The sequence below is a fragment of the Synechococcus sp. H55.11 genome, assembly GCF_047462475.1.
GTDB lineage: Bacteria > Cyanobacteriota > Cyanobacteriia > Thermostichales > Thermostichaceae > Thermostichus.
This window is the reverse complement of record NZ_JANSJI010000260.1, coordinates 1-16,233: the sequence shown is the minus strand read 5'-3', so window position 1 is coordinate 16,233 and position 16,233 is coordinate 1. Positions and strand designations below refer to the sequence as shown.

Annotated in this window: 12 protein-coding genes; 6 read left to right on the top strand and 6 right to left on the bottom strand. The window is 59.5% G+C overall.

Going from position 1 to position 16,233, the window contains the following annotated elements; all coding sequences use genetic code 11:
- Nucleotides 1-66 precede the first annotated feature (66 nt).
- The 3 genes from NW853_RS10400 to NW853_RS10390 all read right to left on the bottom strand — a co-directional run bounded on the left by NW853_RS10400 (nt 67) and on the right by NW853_RS10390 (nt 3,356).
- A complete protein-coding gene (locus NW853_RS10400; protein ID WP_414348978.1) occupies nt 67-741 on the bottom strand; it encodes a WXG100 family type VII secretion target in 675 nt (224 codons plus the stop codon).
- A 414-nt stretch (nt 742-1,155) separates the two neighbouring features.
- Complete coding sequence (nrdR, locus tag NW853_RS10395; RefSeq protein ID WP_414334944.1) at nt 1,156-1,698, bottom strand: transcriptional regulator NrdR; 543 nt, start codon at nt 1,696-1,698, stop codon at nt 1,156-1,158.
- Between the two features lie 80 nt (nt 1,699-1,778).
- Nucleotides 1,779-3,356 carry a cryptochrome/photolyase family protein gene (locus tag NW853_RS10390; RefSeq protein WP_414348977.1) on the bottom strand — a complete coding sequence of 526 codons (1,578 nt, stop codon included), beginning with the start codon at nt 3,354-3,356 and terminating at the stop codon, nt 1,779-1,781.
- A 108-nt stretch (nt 3,357-3,464) separates the two neighbouring features.
- On the opposite strand from NW853_RS10390, the gene NW853_RS10385 reads away from it, so the two are divergent.
- Nucleotides 3,465-5,897, top strand: coding sequence for a phospholipid carrier-dependent glycosyltransferase (locus NW853_RS10385; protein WP_414348976.1), 2,433 nt, complete (start codon nt 3,465-3,467; stop codon nt 5,895-5,897).
- Here the strand turns inward: NW853_RS10385 and NW853_RS10380 are convergent.
- Nucleotides 5,827-6,807, bottom strand: a complete 981-nt coding sequence (locus NW853_RS10380) for a LysR substrate-binding domain-containing protein (RefSeq protein WP_414348975.1) — start codon at nt 6,805-6,807, stop codon at nt 5,827-5,829. The genes NW853_RS10385 and NW853_RS10380 overlap by 71 nt on opposite strands.
- A 201-nt stretch (nt 6,808-7,008) precedes the next feature.
- On the opposite strand from NW853_RS10380, the gene ribH reads away from it, so the two are divergent.
- Nucleotides 7,009-7,599: a 6,7-dimethyl-8-ribityllumazine synthase gene (ribH, locus tag NW853_RS10375; protein ID WP_414334940.1), complete on the top strand. Its 591-nt coding sequence runs from the start codon at nt 7,009-7,011 to the stop codon at nt 7,597-7,599.
- Here ribH and htpG read toward each other — a convergent pair.
- Together htpG and NW853_RS10365 are read right to left on the bottom strand one after the other, a co-directional pair.
- On the bottom strand, nt 7,593-9,452 hold the full coding sequence (gene htpG, locus NW853_RS10370) for a molecular chaperone HtpG (protein WP_414348974.1): 1,860 nt from the start codon (nt 9,450-9,452) through the stop codon (nt 7,593-7,595). The genes ribH and htpG overlap by 7 nt on opposite strands.
- Nucleotides 9,453-9,557: 105 nt before the next feature.
- A complete protein-coding gene (locus NW853_RS10365) occupies nt 9,558-11,003 on the bottom strand; it encodes an LCP family protein (protein WP_414348973.1) in 1,446 nt (481 codons plus the stop codon).
- A gap of 130 nt (nt 11,004-11,133) precedes the next feature.
- On the opposite strand from NW853_RS10365, the gene NW853_RS10360 reads away from it, so the two are divergent.
- From NW853_RS10360 to NW853_RS10345, 4 genes are all read left to right on the top strand, one after another.
- Nucleotides 11,134-11,751: a 4'-phosphopantetheinyl transferase family protein gene (locus tag NW853_RS10360; RefSeq protein WP_414334937.1), complete on the top strand. Its 618-nt coding sequence runs from the start codon at nt 11,134-11,136 to the stop codon at nt 11,749-11,751.
- 91 nt (nt 11,752-11,842) lie between these two features.
- Nucleotides 11,843-12,244, top strand: a complete 402-nt coding sequence (locus NW853_RS10355) for a plastocyanin/azurin family copper-binding protein (protein ID WP_414337750.1) — start codon at nt 11,843-11,845, stop codon at nt 12,242-12,244.
- 65 nt (nt 12,245-12,309) lie between these two features.
- A complete protein-coding gene (locus tag NW853_RS10350) occupies nt 12,310-14,805 on the top strand; it encodes an HD family phosphohydrolase (protein ID WP_414348972.1) in 2,496 nt (831 codons plus the stop codon).
- Nucleotides 14,806-14,948: 143 nt separating this feature from the next.
- Nucleotides 14,949-16,172 carry a glycosyltransferase gene (locus tag NW853_RS10345; protein ID WP_414334934.1) on the top strand — a complete coding sequence of 408 codons (1,224 nt, stop codon included), beginning with the start codon at nt 14,949-14,951 and terminating at the stop codon, nt 16,170-16,172.
- The last annotated feature ends 61 nt before the right edge of the window (nt 16,173-16,233 follow it).

Sequence of the window (16,233 nt, the reverse complement as noted above, 5' to 3'; positions counted from 1 at the left end):
TAGCTCGGTGCCAGGCTCACCTCTGCCCCCCCACCACCCAACGGGGGGGCTAGTCCTTCCATAACTTTAGGGCGCCTGCACAGGTGGCGGGTTGTTGCGCAAGAAGGGCTGTACAGCCAGAAATCCCAGTCCGAAAGAACCAACCACCAAAAGGACTGCGGCGGCCATCCAAAGCACGGGAGATCCCTGGGATCCGTGATGTTGCTCCCGTACCCGCTGGTAGATGCCGCTGGGATGGGAAAAGGAGTCTGCCTCGCCGAGATAGGGATCTGAGCCGACTGGATCTTGCATCAACTCGTCCAGGGAAGGAACCTGATACCCGGTGCGGGAGTTATCTTGGCGCAGGCAGGTGGAAGGTGGAGAGCGGCGGAGAGAGTCCAAGGGGGGCGAGGCAAAGCTATTGGACGAGAAGGAAGAGGTCTCGCTGCGGGCCTGGCGGCGCTTGAGGCGATTCAAAAAATCGTAGCTGGGGGGAGTTTCCGGTTGGCTGGGATCGGCAATCGAACTGTCCTGCTGGAAAGATGCTCCAGAAGCCCCAGTGGCATCAGCAAGCTGTAGGCTGATTTGCTGTAGGCGCTTCAGGGCCTGGCCCAACTGCCCCTGGAACTCTTGGCCGATGGCGGCAATCTCTCCAGACAACTGCTGATGCAAAGCGCGCAGGCGCTGGTTTTCGGAGGAGAGCCGACTCACCTGCTGACGGGCGGCCTCCAACTCTTCGGCCACTTGTTGATATGCTTGCATCGGTACGACTCCTGGCCCCGTCTCTCTTGGGGCAGGGGAGCGAAAGCCGCTGCGAGGCAAACCACCGAGGTTGCCGTTGCGAGTGCCAGAGGGGGTAGAACCCCGAAAATCGTATTGCATAAGTTGGGATTGACTTGAAAAGACAGAGGGCTGAGACACACGGGGGCTCTTTAGGGGTAGTGCTGAACATCGATAGTCTGAGGATGTGCAGCGCTAGGGTTAGTGTGAGCAGCGATTGCTACCCCAAGCATACCGCTAAGCCTTTGCAATGGGCGACCTCTTACAGCAATTTTTCTCACCCATAAGCGCCCTTTTCTCGCTGACCCAGGGGATCGCCTGGGCTTGTTGGCGGCTATCGTTCCTGAGTTACCGAGAAGCGCCGCGAAGTCTCTGGCTTTGGCTACGGGAAGTCTGTCAAGAATATCCCCCCACCAAGTCTGGGGAACTTGGGGATTCGGAATCTGAGGCGGAAGAGTCCCGCAGCAGCCGCTCCAGCTTCTGTCGAAGAGGTGGCTCCAACTGTTCCAGCTCGTTGACGAAGTCTTTTATACCCTGAAACTGGCGGTAGACGGAGGCAAAGCGTACATAGGCCACCTCGCTCAGGTGTTGCAGGCGCTCCAGCACCATCTCGCCGATGCGCAGAGTGGTTACCTCTTGGGCATCTTCCAATTGCAGTTTTTCTTCGATCTCGTTGACCAGCTCTTCCATCTGTCTGACGGTGACGGGGGTTTTTTGGCAGGCGCGCATCACCCCCTGCAGGATCTTGTTGCGATTGAAGCTTTCGCGGGATCCATCCCGTTTGATGACCATGATGGGCATGAACTCGATGCGTTCGTAGGTGGTGAAGCGGTAGCCGCAGGACATGCATTCTCGCCGCCGCCGCACACTCTGGCCGCCTTCTGCCGAACGAGATTCCAAAACCCGGATTTCTTGTTTGCTGCAGCGGGGACATTTCATGGCTGGTGATCCTCGACAAAGCGACAGGTGGAGAGGGGGTGCCTCAATTTTACCGGATACCTTCGGATACCCATTTAGACTCAGACAGATTGCAACGGAGATGAACTCTGTTCGTTGGGCATAGATGGCCAGGGATCCCACCAGGCGGCGGCTTGCGCCTGGATTTGGGCTTTTAGCTCTGGTTCCATGCGATCCAGATGGGCCAGTACCCATTTCATCCTGCCCAAAGGAGTTAGGAGGGAGTGCTGACGCAACAGGAAGTCCCAGTAAAACGTGTTAAAGGGACAGGCCCGTTCGCCCATCTTTTCGCTGGGATTGTAGCGGCAATGGCGGCAGTAGTCACTCATTTTGCGGATGTACTGGGCGGAGGCCGCGTAGGGTTTGGTGGAGAGCATGCCCCCGTCGGCGAAAAGGCCCATGCCGATGACGTTGGGCTGCATCACCCAGTCATAGCTGTCGATGAACACGTCGTGAAACCACGCTTCCACCGCTTGGGGTTGGATACCGCTGATGAGGGCAAAGTTGCTGAGAACCATCAGTCGCTGGATGTGGTGGGCATAGCCATGGCGGCGAATTTGCCCTAGGGTGTGCCGCAGACAGGCCATGTCGGTTTCGCCCGTCCAAAAAAAGTCCGGCAGGGGGCGGTAGTGGCCAAAGAAGTTCTTCTGGGCATAGCCCTGGGGCATTTGGTATTCGTAGAAGCCGCGCAGGTATTCCCGCCAGCCCAGGATCTGGCGGATGAAGCCTTCCGCCGAAGGGAGAGGGATCCCGCCGCGATGGTAGGCCTGTGCGGCGGCGGCGATGACTTCATGGGGGGTGAGCAGGCCCAAGTTGAGGTAAGGGGACAGCAGGGAGTGGTAGAGGAAGTCCTCGCCGGTTTGCATGGCGTCTTGCCAGGGGCCGAAGTGGGGCAGGCGGTGCCGGATAAAGTCTTCGAGCACTTGCAGGGCTTGGGCACGGGTGACAGCCCAGCCAAATCCCTCTAAAGATCCGAAGTGATGGCCGTAATGGTGCTTGACTTTTGTGATCACGGCCTGGGTGATGGCGTCGGGAGGAAACGTCAGAGGCGGCGGGTAGCGCCGGCCAGGCTGGGGAGGCTGCCGGTTTTCCCGGTCGTAGTTCCAGCGCCCGCCGAGGGGCTGGGAGCCGTCCATGAAGATGCGGAAGCGTTTGCGCCCTTCGCGGTAAAAGTCTTCCAGGAGCAGGCGCTTGCGGCCTGTGGCCCAGTCGATAAATTGGCGAGCTGTCCAGAGGAAGTGGTTGTTTTCCAGGATCAGGAGGGGGCAGGGGAGGGCAGACCGCAGCTTTTCTACCTCATCCCGGACGGGAATATCGGCGGGCTGCATGAGGCGGATTTGCCGCAGTTGCTGTTGCTTGGCCCAGGTTTGCAGGGGCTCGGCATAGCCGTCGGCTTCCACATAGGTGACCGGGTAGCCCCGCTGTTGCAGTTCTTGGGCAAAGTGGCGCATGGCCGACCACACCAGCACCAATTTCTGCTGATGGTGGTTGCGGGAGCTGGCCCAGGTGTGGGATTCGATGAGGATGATGGGAACGCAGCGAGGGGGTAGGGCGGAGAGGGAGGCGAGGGCGGATTGCTGGGGATGGAGTTGATCGGGGAGGATCCAGACGCCTGTGGGGCCAGCGAGTGAAGCGGTCATGGGAAGGCGGGGTAATTTTGTCGATCGCGGGGCCAAGATGTCTCTAGATCTCTGAGGGCAGCCCAAGTTGAGTGTAGCGTTGGGGAGCAGGGCTAAGGTGAGGTGGCGATGGAGAGGGCATCCAGCCGGCTAGCGGGGGAAAGAGGGCGGTTGGGGATCCCTTTTTTCAAGGCCTGGGCCGGGCTGGGGATGGCGGCGCTGCTGCTGCTGGTGATTTGGAATTGGACGGATCCCTTGCCGCCGGCCTGGGATGAGGCGCAGCATCTGCTGCAGGCGCAGGCGTTTGGGCTTCACCTGGGGCGGTTTCGCTGGGAAAAGATCTGGTGGCAGCAGTTGCTCCACCTTAACCAGCGCTACCCGCCTTTGGCCTACTGGCTGGGGATCCCGTTGGCAGCTCTGCATCCGTTCGGCCGTGCTGACGGGCAATTGCTCAATTGGGTGTTGCTGGGGGTTCTGATCCTGGCAACCCAGCGGCTGGGGCGGCGGGTCTATCGCTCTTGGGAAGTGGGCTGGCTGGCGGCGGCGCTGGTACTCCTTTATCCGGGGATCACGGCTTTGGCTCATGTTTACATGCTGGAGCTGCCGCTGGTGGTGGCGGTGACGCTGGCTTTTTGCGCGCTGTGGGCCTATGCGGAGGAGCCGTCCTGGCGGGGGGCGACGGGGGTGGGGGCGGGGGTGGCGGCGGTGCTGCTGACCAAGTGGACAGGGGTGCTGTTTTTGCTGCTGCCTCTGATGGGGGCTGCAGGTCAGGCTTTCTGGCGCAGCAGAAAAGCGGTGGGGTGGCAAAAAGGGATCCCTGTGGCCCAGATGGGGTTGGGCCTGGCTGTGACGCTGCTGCTGTGTTGGCCTTGGTACGGAGCCAACTGGCTGTTTGTGCTCAGCAATGGGTGGGGCTATGCCAGTACTGCCCACTACTACGTCACCTGTGGGGCTGGATCCCTGTGTTGGTGGACTGCCTACTTGCGCTGGTTGCCCCTGCAGATGAGCCCTTTTTTGTGCCCCTTGCCGCTGCTGACGCTGCTGGGATCCCTGGACCGGCGAGAGGCAGTCCTGTGGGCCGCCTACAGTTCGGGCTATCTTCTTTACACCGTGGTGGATATTAAAGATGTGCGCTTTACCCTACCCCTGTTGCCCCTTTTGGCGGTGTTGTCGGCAGGTGGGATGCAAAAAGCTTATCGGTGGCTGGGGGAGCGCTGGGGCGGGTGGGCTTTGCAAAGGGGAGCCTGCGCGGGGCTGGTTCTGGGCTGCTTGGCCTTGGCCAGCTTGGGTCGGCCCCTCACCCCAGGCGTGGCCCCTCTCTGGAGGGGGATCCCGATGCAGTGGCAGGGGCAGCGCCCCGCCCAGGAGCTGACCCAGTGGATTGAGACGTTGCTCCAGCCGGGTTTAACCACCACCTTGGGCGTTCTTCCCAACACCGAGCTCATTTCTTCGGAAACGCTGACTTACTTGGCGGCTCTCCAGCGCTGGCCGGTCACGTTCCGCGCTGCCGGGCAAACCCCCTGGCCGGAACTGGAGCTATCCTTGCTGGACGGGTTTGTAGATGCTGCGGGGGAACAGGGAATTGTCGGCCCCTACGGCCCGGCCAAGGAGCAGATCCGGCAGCACCTGCGCAGCAGCCCAGACTGGCGACAAGAACCTGGGGTGGAGTTGCCCAGCGTGGGTCGGCTGCAGACTTATTTTCCCCGCCGGCCACGGGTGACGGTGCAGGAGTCGCCTCTTGAAGTTGGGGAGGTGGAGTTGGTGGAGGTTGAGGCGCTGTCGGAGCTGGGGATCCCGGCCTGGCGGCTGCGCTGGCAAGGCCCGGCTCAGGAGTTGGCCCAAACCCTGGCCTGGGCGTGGCTGGAAGATTCCCAAGGGCAGGTGTTGGCCGAGCGCGCCTGGGTGGTGGGGCAGAACCGCCTGCAGCTCAGCTCAACGGGTGTCTGGCTGGTGGAAGAGATCCTGACGCTGCCCACAGCCGACTTCTCGAAGGGGAGCTTTCTCCACCTGGAATGGCAGTTGCCCAATGGGATCCGCCATGCCCTCCACCAGCCCTGGAGAGGATTCCTGTTCAGCTTCCAAAAGGAGGGATCCCTTTTTTTGATGGATCCCTTGTTTCCTCTCCAAGAGGCGGCCAGAGCTGCTGCTGCTGGGGATCTGCAAACTCTCTCCCTTTACCTCAATGCCTGGACAACCCTGCAATACCCGACTTTTCTGACGGATCCCGATCGCACCCTGACACGCCAATTGCTAGAGGGGCAATGGCAACAGGCCGCTGCCCAGGGTCGAGTGAACCGGCAAATCCAAAGCCACTACCAACTGGGCCTCATGTTGGCAGTGCTGCTGCAGCCACAAGCAGCCCAGCGGCATTTTCAACAAATTGTCGAGCTGGATCCCGAGGACCAGTGGGCGCGGGCTTACCTGGCCTTTTTGCGAGTATTTTTTACCCGTGACCTTGAAGGCGTTCCGGAGTTGCAACAAGAGGTTTCGGCTATGGTTCGGCCTCTTTGCCAGAAAGCGGATCCAGACTGGGATTGGAATTGGGTTTGTGCTGATCTTTAGCCACAAAGTCCAAATCCATTTGAGAAACTTGTGAAAGCAGAAAGTCGGCAAAAGCTTTGGCCACCACCGAAAGGCGCTTGGAGCGCAAATAGACCAAATACCAAAACCCCCGAATGGGGAACTCTTCCACATCTAAAATAGCCAGATGATGTTGCCATCCCCCCAAAGCCAACACATGCTGAGACAAAACCGAAATGCCCAGTCCACCAACAATGCCTTGGCGAATGGCTTCGCTGCTGCCTATCTCCATGCGAATATTTAACTTCAAGTTGTGTTTGTCAAAAAGCCGCTCCACCGCCATGCGCGTTCCAGATCCGGGTTCGCGGGCCAAGAAGGGTTCTTGGGCAATGCGCGCCAGAGGGATCCGCTTTTGGCCCACCAGCGGATGATGAATGGGGGCCATAACTACCAAAGAGTTTTCCAGAAAAGGTTGCGCCACCACATCCAAATCTTCCGGCGGCATCCCCATCACGTAGAGATCGTCCATGTTGTGGCCGAGCCGCTCCAAAACCTGCTGGCGGTTGATCACTTTAAGGGCGACGTCGATACCGGGATACTGCTGACAGAATGGCCCCAGAAGACGAGGAATAAAGTATTTGGCGGTGGTGACCACCCCAATGCTCAGCCGTCCCTGTTTTAACCCCTTCAGGTCGGCAAGGGTCATCTCGAATTGATTCAATTGTTCGAAAATTTTGTTGCAGGTTTGGTGTAAAGCTTGCCCCGCTTCGGTGAGATACAGCCGCTTGCCCACCTGCTCAAACAGCGGCAACCCCACGGCTTTGCTCAATTGCTTGATCTGCATGGAAATCGTGGGCTGGGTCAGGTAAAGCTCTTCGGCAGCCCGGGTAAAGCTCAGGTGACGAGCGGCAACCTCGAAGATTTGCAGTTGGTGCAAGGTAATGGCCTTCATGGACAATTAGGAAAAACTAAAGGTTCACTACTAAATCATAAGCCCTGATCTATGCGTTTTGGCGAGATCTCCCCGGGGAAAGGCAAACCCCTGTCCCCCGTCCTTTGACGGAGCTTGAGGTAGGGGAGTGAACTAGGATGGGAAAGCGCGGTTTTGCCGTGTTGGTCGACCCGCTTGTCTTTCAGGTCTGGAGCAGTGTAGATGGCAGTTTACGAGGGCAACTTTGTTCAGACGGCGGATCTGCGTCTGGCGATTGTTATCAGTCGGTTTAACGACTTGATTGCCGGCAAATTGTTGGAGGGGTGCCAGGACGGGCTGAAGCGGCATGGTGTGGATGTCGGCCCGGAGAGCAAGCAGGTGGACTACTACTGGGTGCCGGGCAGCTTTGAGGTGCCTGTGGTAGCCCACCAACTGGCCCAGTCCCGCCGTTACGATGCCATCATCTGCCTGGGGGCAGTAATTCGCGGCCAAACCCCTCACTTCGACTATGTGGCGGCAGAGGTGGCCAAGGGGATCGCGGCAGCGAGTTTTCGCACCGGCGTGCCAGTCATTTTCGGGATCCTCACCGCCGATACTCTGCAGCAGGCGCTGGAGCGGGCCGGGATCAAGAACAACAAAGGCTGGGAATACGCCATGAGTGCCCTGGAGATGGCCACCCTGATGCGCCAAGTGGCTCCCCTGTTGCAAGGGAGCAACAGCGCCGGCAACAATGGAGCGGCCTCCCGTCCCTCTCTGCCCGGTGGAGCAGAGGCGCTGCAGCCGGGGGTAACTTTGGAGAGTGCCGCCTACTGACGGCGGGTTAGACGGGTGAGCACCTCATTGGAACGCTGCACAAAGGCCCGTGCGGCTGCGGGGTCAAAGCTTTTCTGGGTAATCAGCGCCAGATCGTAGATGTGGTTGCAGATAAGGTTGACCAGCTCTGGATCCCGCCCCTCCTCGGCCAGAGCCTGCAGGTTTTGGATCAAGGGGTGGGCGGTGTTGAGCACCAGGGTGTGTTCTTCCAGAAACTCCATGGGCTTTTGTTGCAGGATGGCATTGAGCTCCTGCAGGCGCCGCAGCGCCTCCGGCAGCAGGATCATGGCCGGAACCGACTCAGACTTGAGGGCCTCGGCTTTGATCTGCAGCTTCTCTTTGCCCAAAGCCTGACGGAACAGATCCACCAGCTTTTCGCTGCGGGTTTTTTGTGTTACCGGATCGACGAGATCGGCAGCTTTGTCTTTCTGGATCAGCGTCTCGTCCAGCTCGGAATCCACCCGCTTAAATTGGATCCCTTCTTCCCGATACTCCCGCTCCAGGAAGCTGCTGAAATGGCTGTCGATCCAGCTATCCAGCATGATGACCTCCAGGCCCTGGGAGCGGTGCAGGTCGATGTAGGCGCTCTGGGCCGCTTCGTCGGTGGCGTAGTAAACCCGCTTGTTTTGCTTTTCCCGCGTGCGCTCCAGGTATGCTTTGAGGGTCACGTACTCCGGTTTATCGGCAGGGGATCCGGCCACTCGGAAGATGAGAATGTCTTTAATCTGGGCGAAGAACTTGTCGTTGTTCATCGCCCCAAATTTCATGAAGAGGCTGATATCGGGCCAGACCTTGACATATTTTTCATAGTCTTCTTTGTAAAGCTCGTTGAGGCGATCCGCCACCTTTTTGGCGATGTGATCCCCGATGCGCCTGACGGTGCGATCATTTTGCAGGAAGCTGCGGGAGACGTTGAGGGGAATATCTGGGCTGTCGATGGCACCGCGCAGAGGCAGGAGGAATTTGGGAATGACTTCTTCGCAGTTATCCTGGACAAAAACCTGGTTGCAAAATAGCTTGACCTGGCCCTTGGTGGGATCGATATCCGGGCGCAACTTGGGGAAGTAGAGGATCCCTTGCACGATGAAGGGATAATCCGTGTTGATGTGTACCCAGAAGTGGGGATCCTCTTGGAAGGGATAGAGGTAGCGGTAAAACTCTAGGTAATCCTCATCCTTGAGCTCAGAGGGAGGAATCTTCCAGAGGGGCTTCTGGCGATTGATGACTTCTCCGTTGAGTTTAATAGGGACGGGAATGAAGTCGCAGTATTTGCGCACCAATTCGCGGATGCGGCTTGGCTCCAGATACTCCTCGCTATCCGGGCTGAGGTAAAGGGTGACGGTGGTGCCGATGGCGGAGCGCTGCGAATCGGAAAGGGTAAAAGTTGGGCTGCCGTCGCAAGACCACTGCACAGGCGTGCTGCCGGGCTGATAGGAAAGGGTGTCGATCTCCACCCGCTGCGCCACCATAAAAGAGGAATAGAATCCCAGGCCAAAGTGGCCGATGATCGCCTGTTCTGCCTCTTTGCTTTTGTACTTTTGAAGGAACTCCTCAGCGCTGGAAAAGGCCACCTGGTTGATGTACTTTTTTACCTCTTCGGCAGTCATACCGATGCCGGTGTCGCTGACCGAGAGGGTCTTGGCCTCTTTGTTGAGCGCGATCACGATCTCCGGCTCCGGGGGATCCGCCACTTCGCCGGCCAGTTTGGCCATCTTGAGCTTGGCAATGGCATCGGCAGCATTGGAGATCAGCTCCCGCAAAAAAATCTCCCGATCCGAATAGAGAGACTGCTTGATGATGGGGAAAATGTTCTCGGTGTGGATGGTGATGGATCCCTGTTCCAGCACAGTCATAGATGGCTCGGCACTTCAACAAGCTCAGTGCCAATCTACAGAGGTAGCAAAGGCCCCGACAAGCTGAACTTTTTCCAGAAATCCGCACCCGCAACCGAACCGGCTCTAGAGCTGAGCCCCTCTGGCCGGACTCTGCGCCTGGTCGATATCAAGGGTAAGCTGGTGGGCCCAATCTTGCCCAACGCGAATGGTGACGTCGGAGTTGAGAACGCCGGTGGATTCCACCCGCAGCTCTCCCAGGCCAAGGGCAGCGCGAACCTGCTTGGCTCCTTCCCGATCCCCGCTTTGGGCGAGGATCTCCGTGTGCGGCAACACCTGGGGGCTGTCTTCGACGGCAAAAACCTGGGTATAGCCCTGTCGAACCAGTTCTTGCACCATGCGGCGGGCCATCCCCGGCTTTCCGGTAGCATTTTGCACAGCTATGCGCAGGCGGTGCGGCGAGATGGGAGCTACTTCCGCCTCCAGGCCAAAGTGGGTCACGGCCAGGCGGCGGATCCCGGCCAAATCTGGCAGCCAGTAGCTGGTGGCAAACTCTCCCGGCTGGCTGAAGCGGCCCGGCAACAGCACCAGGTCGATGCGATCGTCCCCAGAGGTGAGGACGAACTTGGCCAAGCTCAGAACCTCTTCCCAGGTGAGGTTGGTCTCCAGGTGGGTGCGGACGACCTGCAAAACCTTCGGGATGCGCGGCCAGACGGCAGGGGAGAGCAGTTCCCGGCTCAGGGCCCGCAGCAGCTCCTGTTGCCGTTGTACCCGACCGATATCCCCCAAGCCCAGGTGGTCGCGGCGGAAGCGGGCAAAGTGATGGGCTTGTTCGCCATTGAGGCGGTGCCAGCCAGGCTCTAGGTTAATAAACAACTGCTGCGTGTGATCCACATAGTGCATGGGCTCCGGCACATAGACCTCCACACCCCCCACTGCGTCAATCAAAGCTTCCAGGGCCTCGGTATTGAGGCGAACATAGCGGTCAATCGGGATCCCGCCCAGCAAGGTGCTGACCACCTGGGCCACCAGCGCCGGGCCCCCTGCCAAGTTGGCCGCATTGATCTTGGTTACACCAAAGCCAGGCAAGCGCACGCGGGTATCGCGAGGGATGGATAGGACAGTGATCCGCTGCGCCTGTGGATCAAAACGGGCCAAGAGGATGGTGTCGGTGCGGGTGTTGAGACGCTCCCGTTCTGTGGACAAGGGCAGGGTGGGATCCGGGTTGTCGGTGCCGAGGATGAGAATGTGCAAGGAGCGATCCAGAGCGGCAGCCCGCAAAGCATCCGGACGGAAGGCTTCTTGTTCGCTGGGAGTGAGGGAAGTGGGGATCACCTGACGGGGCAACATCACAGCCAAGAAGGCACCGGCAGAGCCCGCCAACACAGCCGTGAATCCCAACAACAGCCAGAGGATCCCCTGGCGAATGGCCTGCTGACGAGCGGCGCGGACACGGTCTGGGCGGGGTGGATAGTGGAAAGAGGACATCAGGTCGGGCCGAGCCTCGCGGGCGCCTGCAGGAAGGGGTGTACTGTCTAGGTGGTGTTGCCAACCCCACCAATTCAAGGTCATGTTACCGCATCCTTATTCTCTAGGACTGTCCATACCCAACTGCAACGAGAGAGCAGCTTCCCCGGCGGGATCCCTGCAGCCGTTACCGGGGAAGTGGGAGGCGCACCTTTGGCTGTGGAGCGTACCCCCGTTGGAGCAGTTGCTTCCCCAGCTCGACATGCTTTCTCCTGGGGAATGCCGGCGGGCAGAGCGTTTACAACTGCCGGCGGATCGGTGCCGCTTTCTGGCCGGTCGTCTTGGGTTGCGCAGCTTGCTCAGCCGCTACAGCGGCATTCCGCCCCGGGCGATCCCCCTCGACCACAGCTCCACCGGCAAGCCCTATTGGCGGGATCCACCCCTACCGCTGCAGTTCAACCTCAGCCACTCCCACGAGTGGATCCTGGTTGGCTTGACGTTGCAGCGTCGAATTGGCGTGGACTTGGAGCGGATCCGACCCGTGCCCCGCTGGCAACGCATTGCCCGACGCTATTTTTCCGCCGCCGAGCAGGCTCGTCTGTTGGCCTGTCCACCGGCAGAGCGGGAGAGGGTTTTCCTGGAGCTGTGGACGCAGAAAGAGGCTCTCCTGAAAGCCATGGGCGTGGGGCTGGCCGGAGCCAGGGCCGGGGCCGGGGATCCCTGCTGGCTGACCCTGCCCCTGCGGGTTGCCGAGGGCTACGTTGCCGCTGTGGCGATGGAACGACTGGAAGTGGGCGGGCCAGTCCCGACGGTGCAGCTCTGCCAAGGCGCAGATCTCTTCACTCCCGCTTGAGCTGCTATCTTGGGTTTTCAGGCCGAGTTTCCATGTTGGGGTTATGTTGCGTGGGTTGCGTTATCTCCTGATATTGAGCCTCTGTCTGGGGATGTCGATCGGTGGGATCCCGCATCCGGCCTGGGCGCGGGATCTGTCGCGGCAAACGCCCCAGGACAAAGCTGTCGAGTTAGGTACTGCCGATAACCAGTTGGTGTTTGTGCCCAAGGAGCTCTTTTTTCGCAACGGCAACCTCTACCGTTTGCACTTGAGCAACCCCAGCCAGTTGAAGCACTATTTCAGCGCCAAAGATTTTGCCGATGCCGTTTGGACTCGCAAGTTGGAAGTGGCCGGTGTGGAAATTAAGGGCCAGATCCGAGAACTGGAGCTGAAGCCAGGTGCGGCAGTGGAGTGGCAGTTTATTCCCCTGAAATCTGGAGTTTATTCTTTGGCCTGTACCATTCCCGGCCACGCCGAAGCGGGCATGATTGGGCAGATTACCATTGGCGACTAGGCTATCTCCTGGGCTAGGGGGGCAAAAGGGGATAGAAAAGAGAAAGACGCTGCCAGGCAAATCGCATGAAAAACCTGCTCAGCCCCATCGTGGAACACTGGACTCGGCGACGCCAGGCAGCCTCTCCTCGCAAGAGCAGGCCCCCCCTGCCGGAGCGGGTTGCCGGCTATGCCCTAGCGCTTCTCTCCCTCACTGCTGTTCACGGGGTCCGCTACTACAACGAGCCGCAACTGACCGTCGGCAGCCGCTCCCCGCAAACCTTCCTCGCTCCTGCTGCGGCAGAGATCGAAGATGTGGAGGCCACCCAGGCCCGGCAGGCCGAGGCGCGACGGCGCGTGGTGCAAGCCCTCAAAATCAACAGCACCGCCAACGAGAGCATGCGGCAAAATCTGGAGGCTCTCCTGGCAGCGGCGGAGGCCATCCGACAAGAGGCAGGTTCTCTGCCCTATGTTTCTGTCCAATTGCTATCTCTGCCAACGCAGATCTACCTGCGCCAGCTTGCCCCAGAAGAGTGGGAAGCCTTTCAGGCTCGTGTCCGACAAGAGGCCATCCGCACCCGTGCAGCCACTCAATCTCTGTCGGAAAAGGTTGCTGGACGTCTGGAGCCGCTTTTTCCAGAGCAGCGGGCCCGGCAAGAGCTGGTCGAGGTTTGGCAGCGGGCCTGGTTGGATGGGGCGGCCACTCAGACGGCGGCCACGGATCCCTATACCCAGTTAATTGCCCAGGTGGAAGCGGCCCAACAGCGCTACCAAGGGGCTCTGGCGGCTCTGGAGCAGCTCACCCCCCCTGTCCCGGCCACGGTTCTCAACTTAACAGAGACTGAGTGGCAGCAGCTCCAGGGACTGAGCCGGCGGGTCTTGGAGCGCCTGCAGAAGATAGGCATTGTGGATGGCCTGCCCCGCGAGGTGCGCGCTGAAGGGATCCAAGCCCAACTGGACGAGCTGGCCTTTCCAGGCAGTGCCGCCCAGCGGCAGGAGCTACAGGCGCTGGTCTATCAGTGGCTGCAGCAGGTGCTTGTTCCCAACGTGGAGGTGGATCCCCAGCGCACCGAGCAGCGCATTCGCGCCGAGCTGGAAAAAGTTGAGCCCGTCCTGATCTCGGTTGCGGAAAACCAGGTGATTGTGCGAGCAGATCAGATCATCACCCCCGAGATTTTTCTCATTTTGGATCACTTTGGTCTTACCCAGCGCGGGATCAACATCTGGGGCCTGGTGGGGGTGGCTGGCGTCATGGGCTTGGGCTTGGCCATTTTCGTCCCCTTGCAGCAACGCTTGCAGCCGGGATTGCGCCGCCGGGATCGGGTGTTGATCCTGATGGTTTCCCTGACTGCTCCGCTTGTGGCAACTTTGTTCAAGCTGGAGTTCAGCTCCTTGCCGGCGGTGGGGCTGTTGCTGGGCAGTTTTTACGGGGCAGGGCTGGGCCTGGTGGTGGTGGTGGGACAGGCGTTACTTTTGCCGTTGGTCTCCTCTGCCAATCTGCTCACCTTCGCACCCTTGCTTTCCGGCAGTGTGGTGGCCTGCGCCCTGGCCGGGCGCTCCCGCTCTCGGGAAGAGTTGGCCTTGTTGGGAGGAGGGGCGGCGGCGGTGCAGATGCTCACCTATGCGGCTGTTAGCTTGACCACAACTGGCGGCATCGACCTATTGGCGATGGCCTTGGGGGGAGGGATCACGCTGGGGTGGAGCATTGTGGCGCTGGGAGCCAGCCCCTACCTGGAGCGCTTGTTCGACCTGGCCACCCCCATTCGCCTCATCGAGTTGAGCAACCCCAACCGCACCCTGCTGCGACGGCTGGCGGCAGAAGCCCCCGGCACCTTCCAGCACACCCTGTTTGTAGCCACCTTGGCGGAACGAGCTGCCCAGAAGCTGAACCTTAACGTGGAGCTGGTGCGCACCGGCACCCTCTACCACGACATCGGCAAAATGCTGCAGGCCCGCTACTTCATCGAAAACCAGATGGGCGGCCTCAACCCTCATACGCAACTGGACGATCCCTATCGCAGCGCCCAGATCATCAAGGCCCACGTCAGCGATGGGCTGCGCCTAGCCAAGCAATACAATCTGCCCACCGCTGTCCAAGCTTTTATCCCTGAGCACCAGGGGACGATCCTGATTGCTTACTTTTACCATCAAGCCCAGATGAAAGCCGGGGATCAGTCGGTGCCCGAGGAGCTGTTCCGCTACGATGGCCCCATCCCCCAGAGCAAGGAGACAGGGGTGGTAATGCTTGCCGATGCTTGTGAGGCGGCCCTGCGCAGCATGACCCTGAGCGACGGCTTTGGCCCTGAGGTGGTTGAGCGGGCCAAGGCTGTTGTCCGCAAAATTGCCCAGGCCCGTTGGCAGGATGGCCAACTGGTCGATAGCGGCCTGACGCTGCAGGATTTGGAGGTGGTGGCAGACGCTTTTGTAGAGGTGTGGCGGGAATCCAACCACGAGCGCATCCCCTATCCCAGCGTCACCCCTGCCCCCTCGCTGCCGGAGCCTGACCAGGCACAAATGCCGATGTCGATGCCCCCGCCCACCGGCTCCTCTCAGCCGAGCGCACCCTTGCGAATCGCTGGGTAGGTAGAGAAAGGTCTAGTCCTGAAGCTGATCCATCGGTAGGATAAGGGATTAATTGCGGATCAAGTCAAGACGGCCCAGAGTTGGGATCCCCTGCCATTGTTTTTTGGATGGCCTCCTGTTCGCGTCAGCGGGACAGAGTCTTTATGCCCCATGTAGCTCCTGCTTCATCTACCCATCCCAAAGCTTCTGGAGTTCCCATTCAGATCCCATCTCTATCCCACCCCAGCCCTGTTCAACTTTCGTTGGTCATTCCCACCTACAACGAAGCTTCCAGCATTGGCAGCTTGATTCGCCAGTTGTGCGCCCACCTCGACGCGATTCTACCCGGAGCCTATGAGCTGATCGTGGTGGATGACAACAGCCCAGATTACACTGCCAAGTTGGCCCAGGAATTGCAAGAGGAGTTTCCCCAACTCAAAGTTATCTGCCGCCAGGGGGAACGGGGCTTGGCCACAGCCGTATTGCGGGGATGGCAAGCTGCTCGCGGCGAGGTGCTGGGGGTGATGGATGGGGATCTGCAGCATCCGCCGGAGATCGTCCTCAAACTGTGGCCGCTCATGCAGAGAGGGGCAGATTTGGTGGTGGGCAGCCGCTACGTGGAGTCGGGGGGGGTGAGCCACTGGAACTTGGGCCGGCGCCTCGTCTCTCGGGGAGCTCAAGCAATCGGGCTGGTTTTGCTGCCAGGGGTTTTCAGGCGGGTGTCGGATCCTCTCAGCGGGTTGTTCCTCCTCAGACGCCAGGCTATTGCCGGGATCCCGCTCAGCCCCAAGGGTTACAAACTGCTGATCGAGGTGCTGGCACGGGGCCGGGTGACAACCATTGCTGAAGTCGGCTACATCTTTCAGGAGCGCCAAAACGGCGAGAGCAAAATTCAACTGCAAACCTGTCTTCAGTATCTCCACCATCTCATCCACCTGCGCTTCTCGCTAGGACAGGTGGGATCCTTTTTGCGCTTCAGCACAGTCGGCCTGTCAGGCACTGTGGTGGACATGGTTTTGCTCTATTTGTTACACGATCCGGACAACTTAGGATGGGATCTCATCACGAGTAAGCTGATCGCTTCGGAAGTGGCCATTCTCAATAACTTCCTGTGGAACGATCTGTGGACATTTCGCCATGTTACCCGATTGCAGCCGGGTCTCTTGAATCGCCTGAAGCGGCTGGTAAAGTTTAATGTCATCTGCTTGATCGGCTTGTTTCTTAACTCTTCACTGGTGATCTTGCTAAGCGAGCGCTTGGGCATTCATTATCTGTTGGCCAACCTAATTGCGATCGGCATTGTTGTATTCTGGAACTTCTACCTCAACTCCAAGCTGAGCTGGAAAAGTGCAGAGGTTAAGCTGGATCCCAGGGGCGACAAGTCTTGAACGTCTGTTTATTTCAGACACTCCTGAAGCGCTCACGCGACCACCCCCGGCCCCTCTCCCT

Coding starts and splice junctions, on each gene's coding strand:
- NW853_RS10355 (WP_414337750.1), top strand. CDS start 11,843: ATGTCGATCGGTGGGATCCCGCATCCGGCCTGGGCGCGGGATCTGTCG.
- htpG (WP_414348974.1), bottom strand. CDS start 9,452: ATGACTGTGCTGGAACAGGGATCCATCACCATCCACACCGAGAACATT.
- NW853_RS10365 (WP_414348973.1), bottom strand. CDS start 11,003: ATGACCTTGAATTGGTGGGGTTGGCAACACCACCTAGACAGTACACCC.
- ribH (WP_414334940.1), top strand. CDS start 7,009: ATGGCAGTTTACGAGGGCAACTTTGTTCAGACGGCGGATCTGCGTCTG.
- NW853_RS10385 (WP_414348976.1), top strand. CDS start 3,465: ATGGAGAGGGCATCCAGCCGGCTAGCGGGGGAAAGAGGGCGGTTGGGG.
- NW853_RS10390 (WP_414348977.1), bottom strand. CDS start 3,356: ATGACCGCTTCACTCGCTGGCCCCACAGGCGTCTGGATCCTCCCCGAT.
- NW853_RS10350 (WP_414348972.1), top strand. CDS start 12,310: ATGAAAAACCTGCTCAGCCCCATCGTGGAACACTGGACTCGGCGACGC.
- NW853_RS10380 (WP_414348975.1), bottom strand. CDS start 6,807: ATGAAGGCCATTACCTTGCACCAACTGCAAATCTTCGAGGTTGCCGCT.
- NW853_RS10345 (WP_414334934.1), top strand. CDS start 14,949: ATGCCCCATGTAGCTCCTGCTTCATCTACCCATCCCAAAGCTTCTGGA.
- NW853_RS10400 (WP_414348978.1), bottom strand. CDS start 741: ATGCAAGCATATCAACAAGTGGCCGAAGAGTTGGAGGCCGCCCGTCAG.
- nrdR (WP_414334944.1), bottom strand. CDS start 1,698: ATGAAATGTCCCCGCTGCAGCAAACAAGAAATCCGGGTTTTGGAATCT.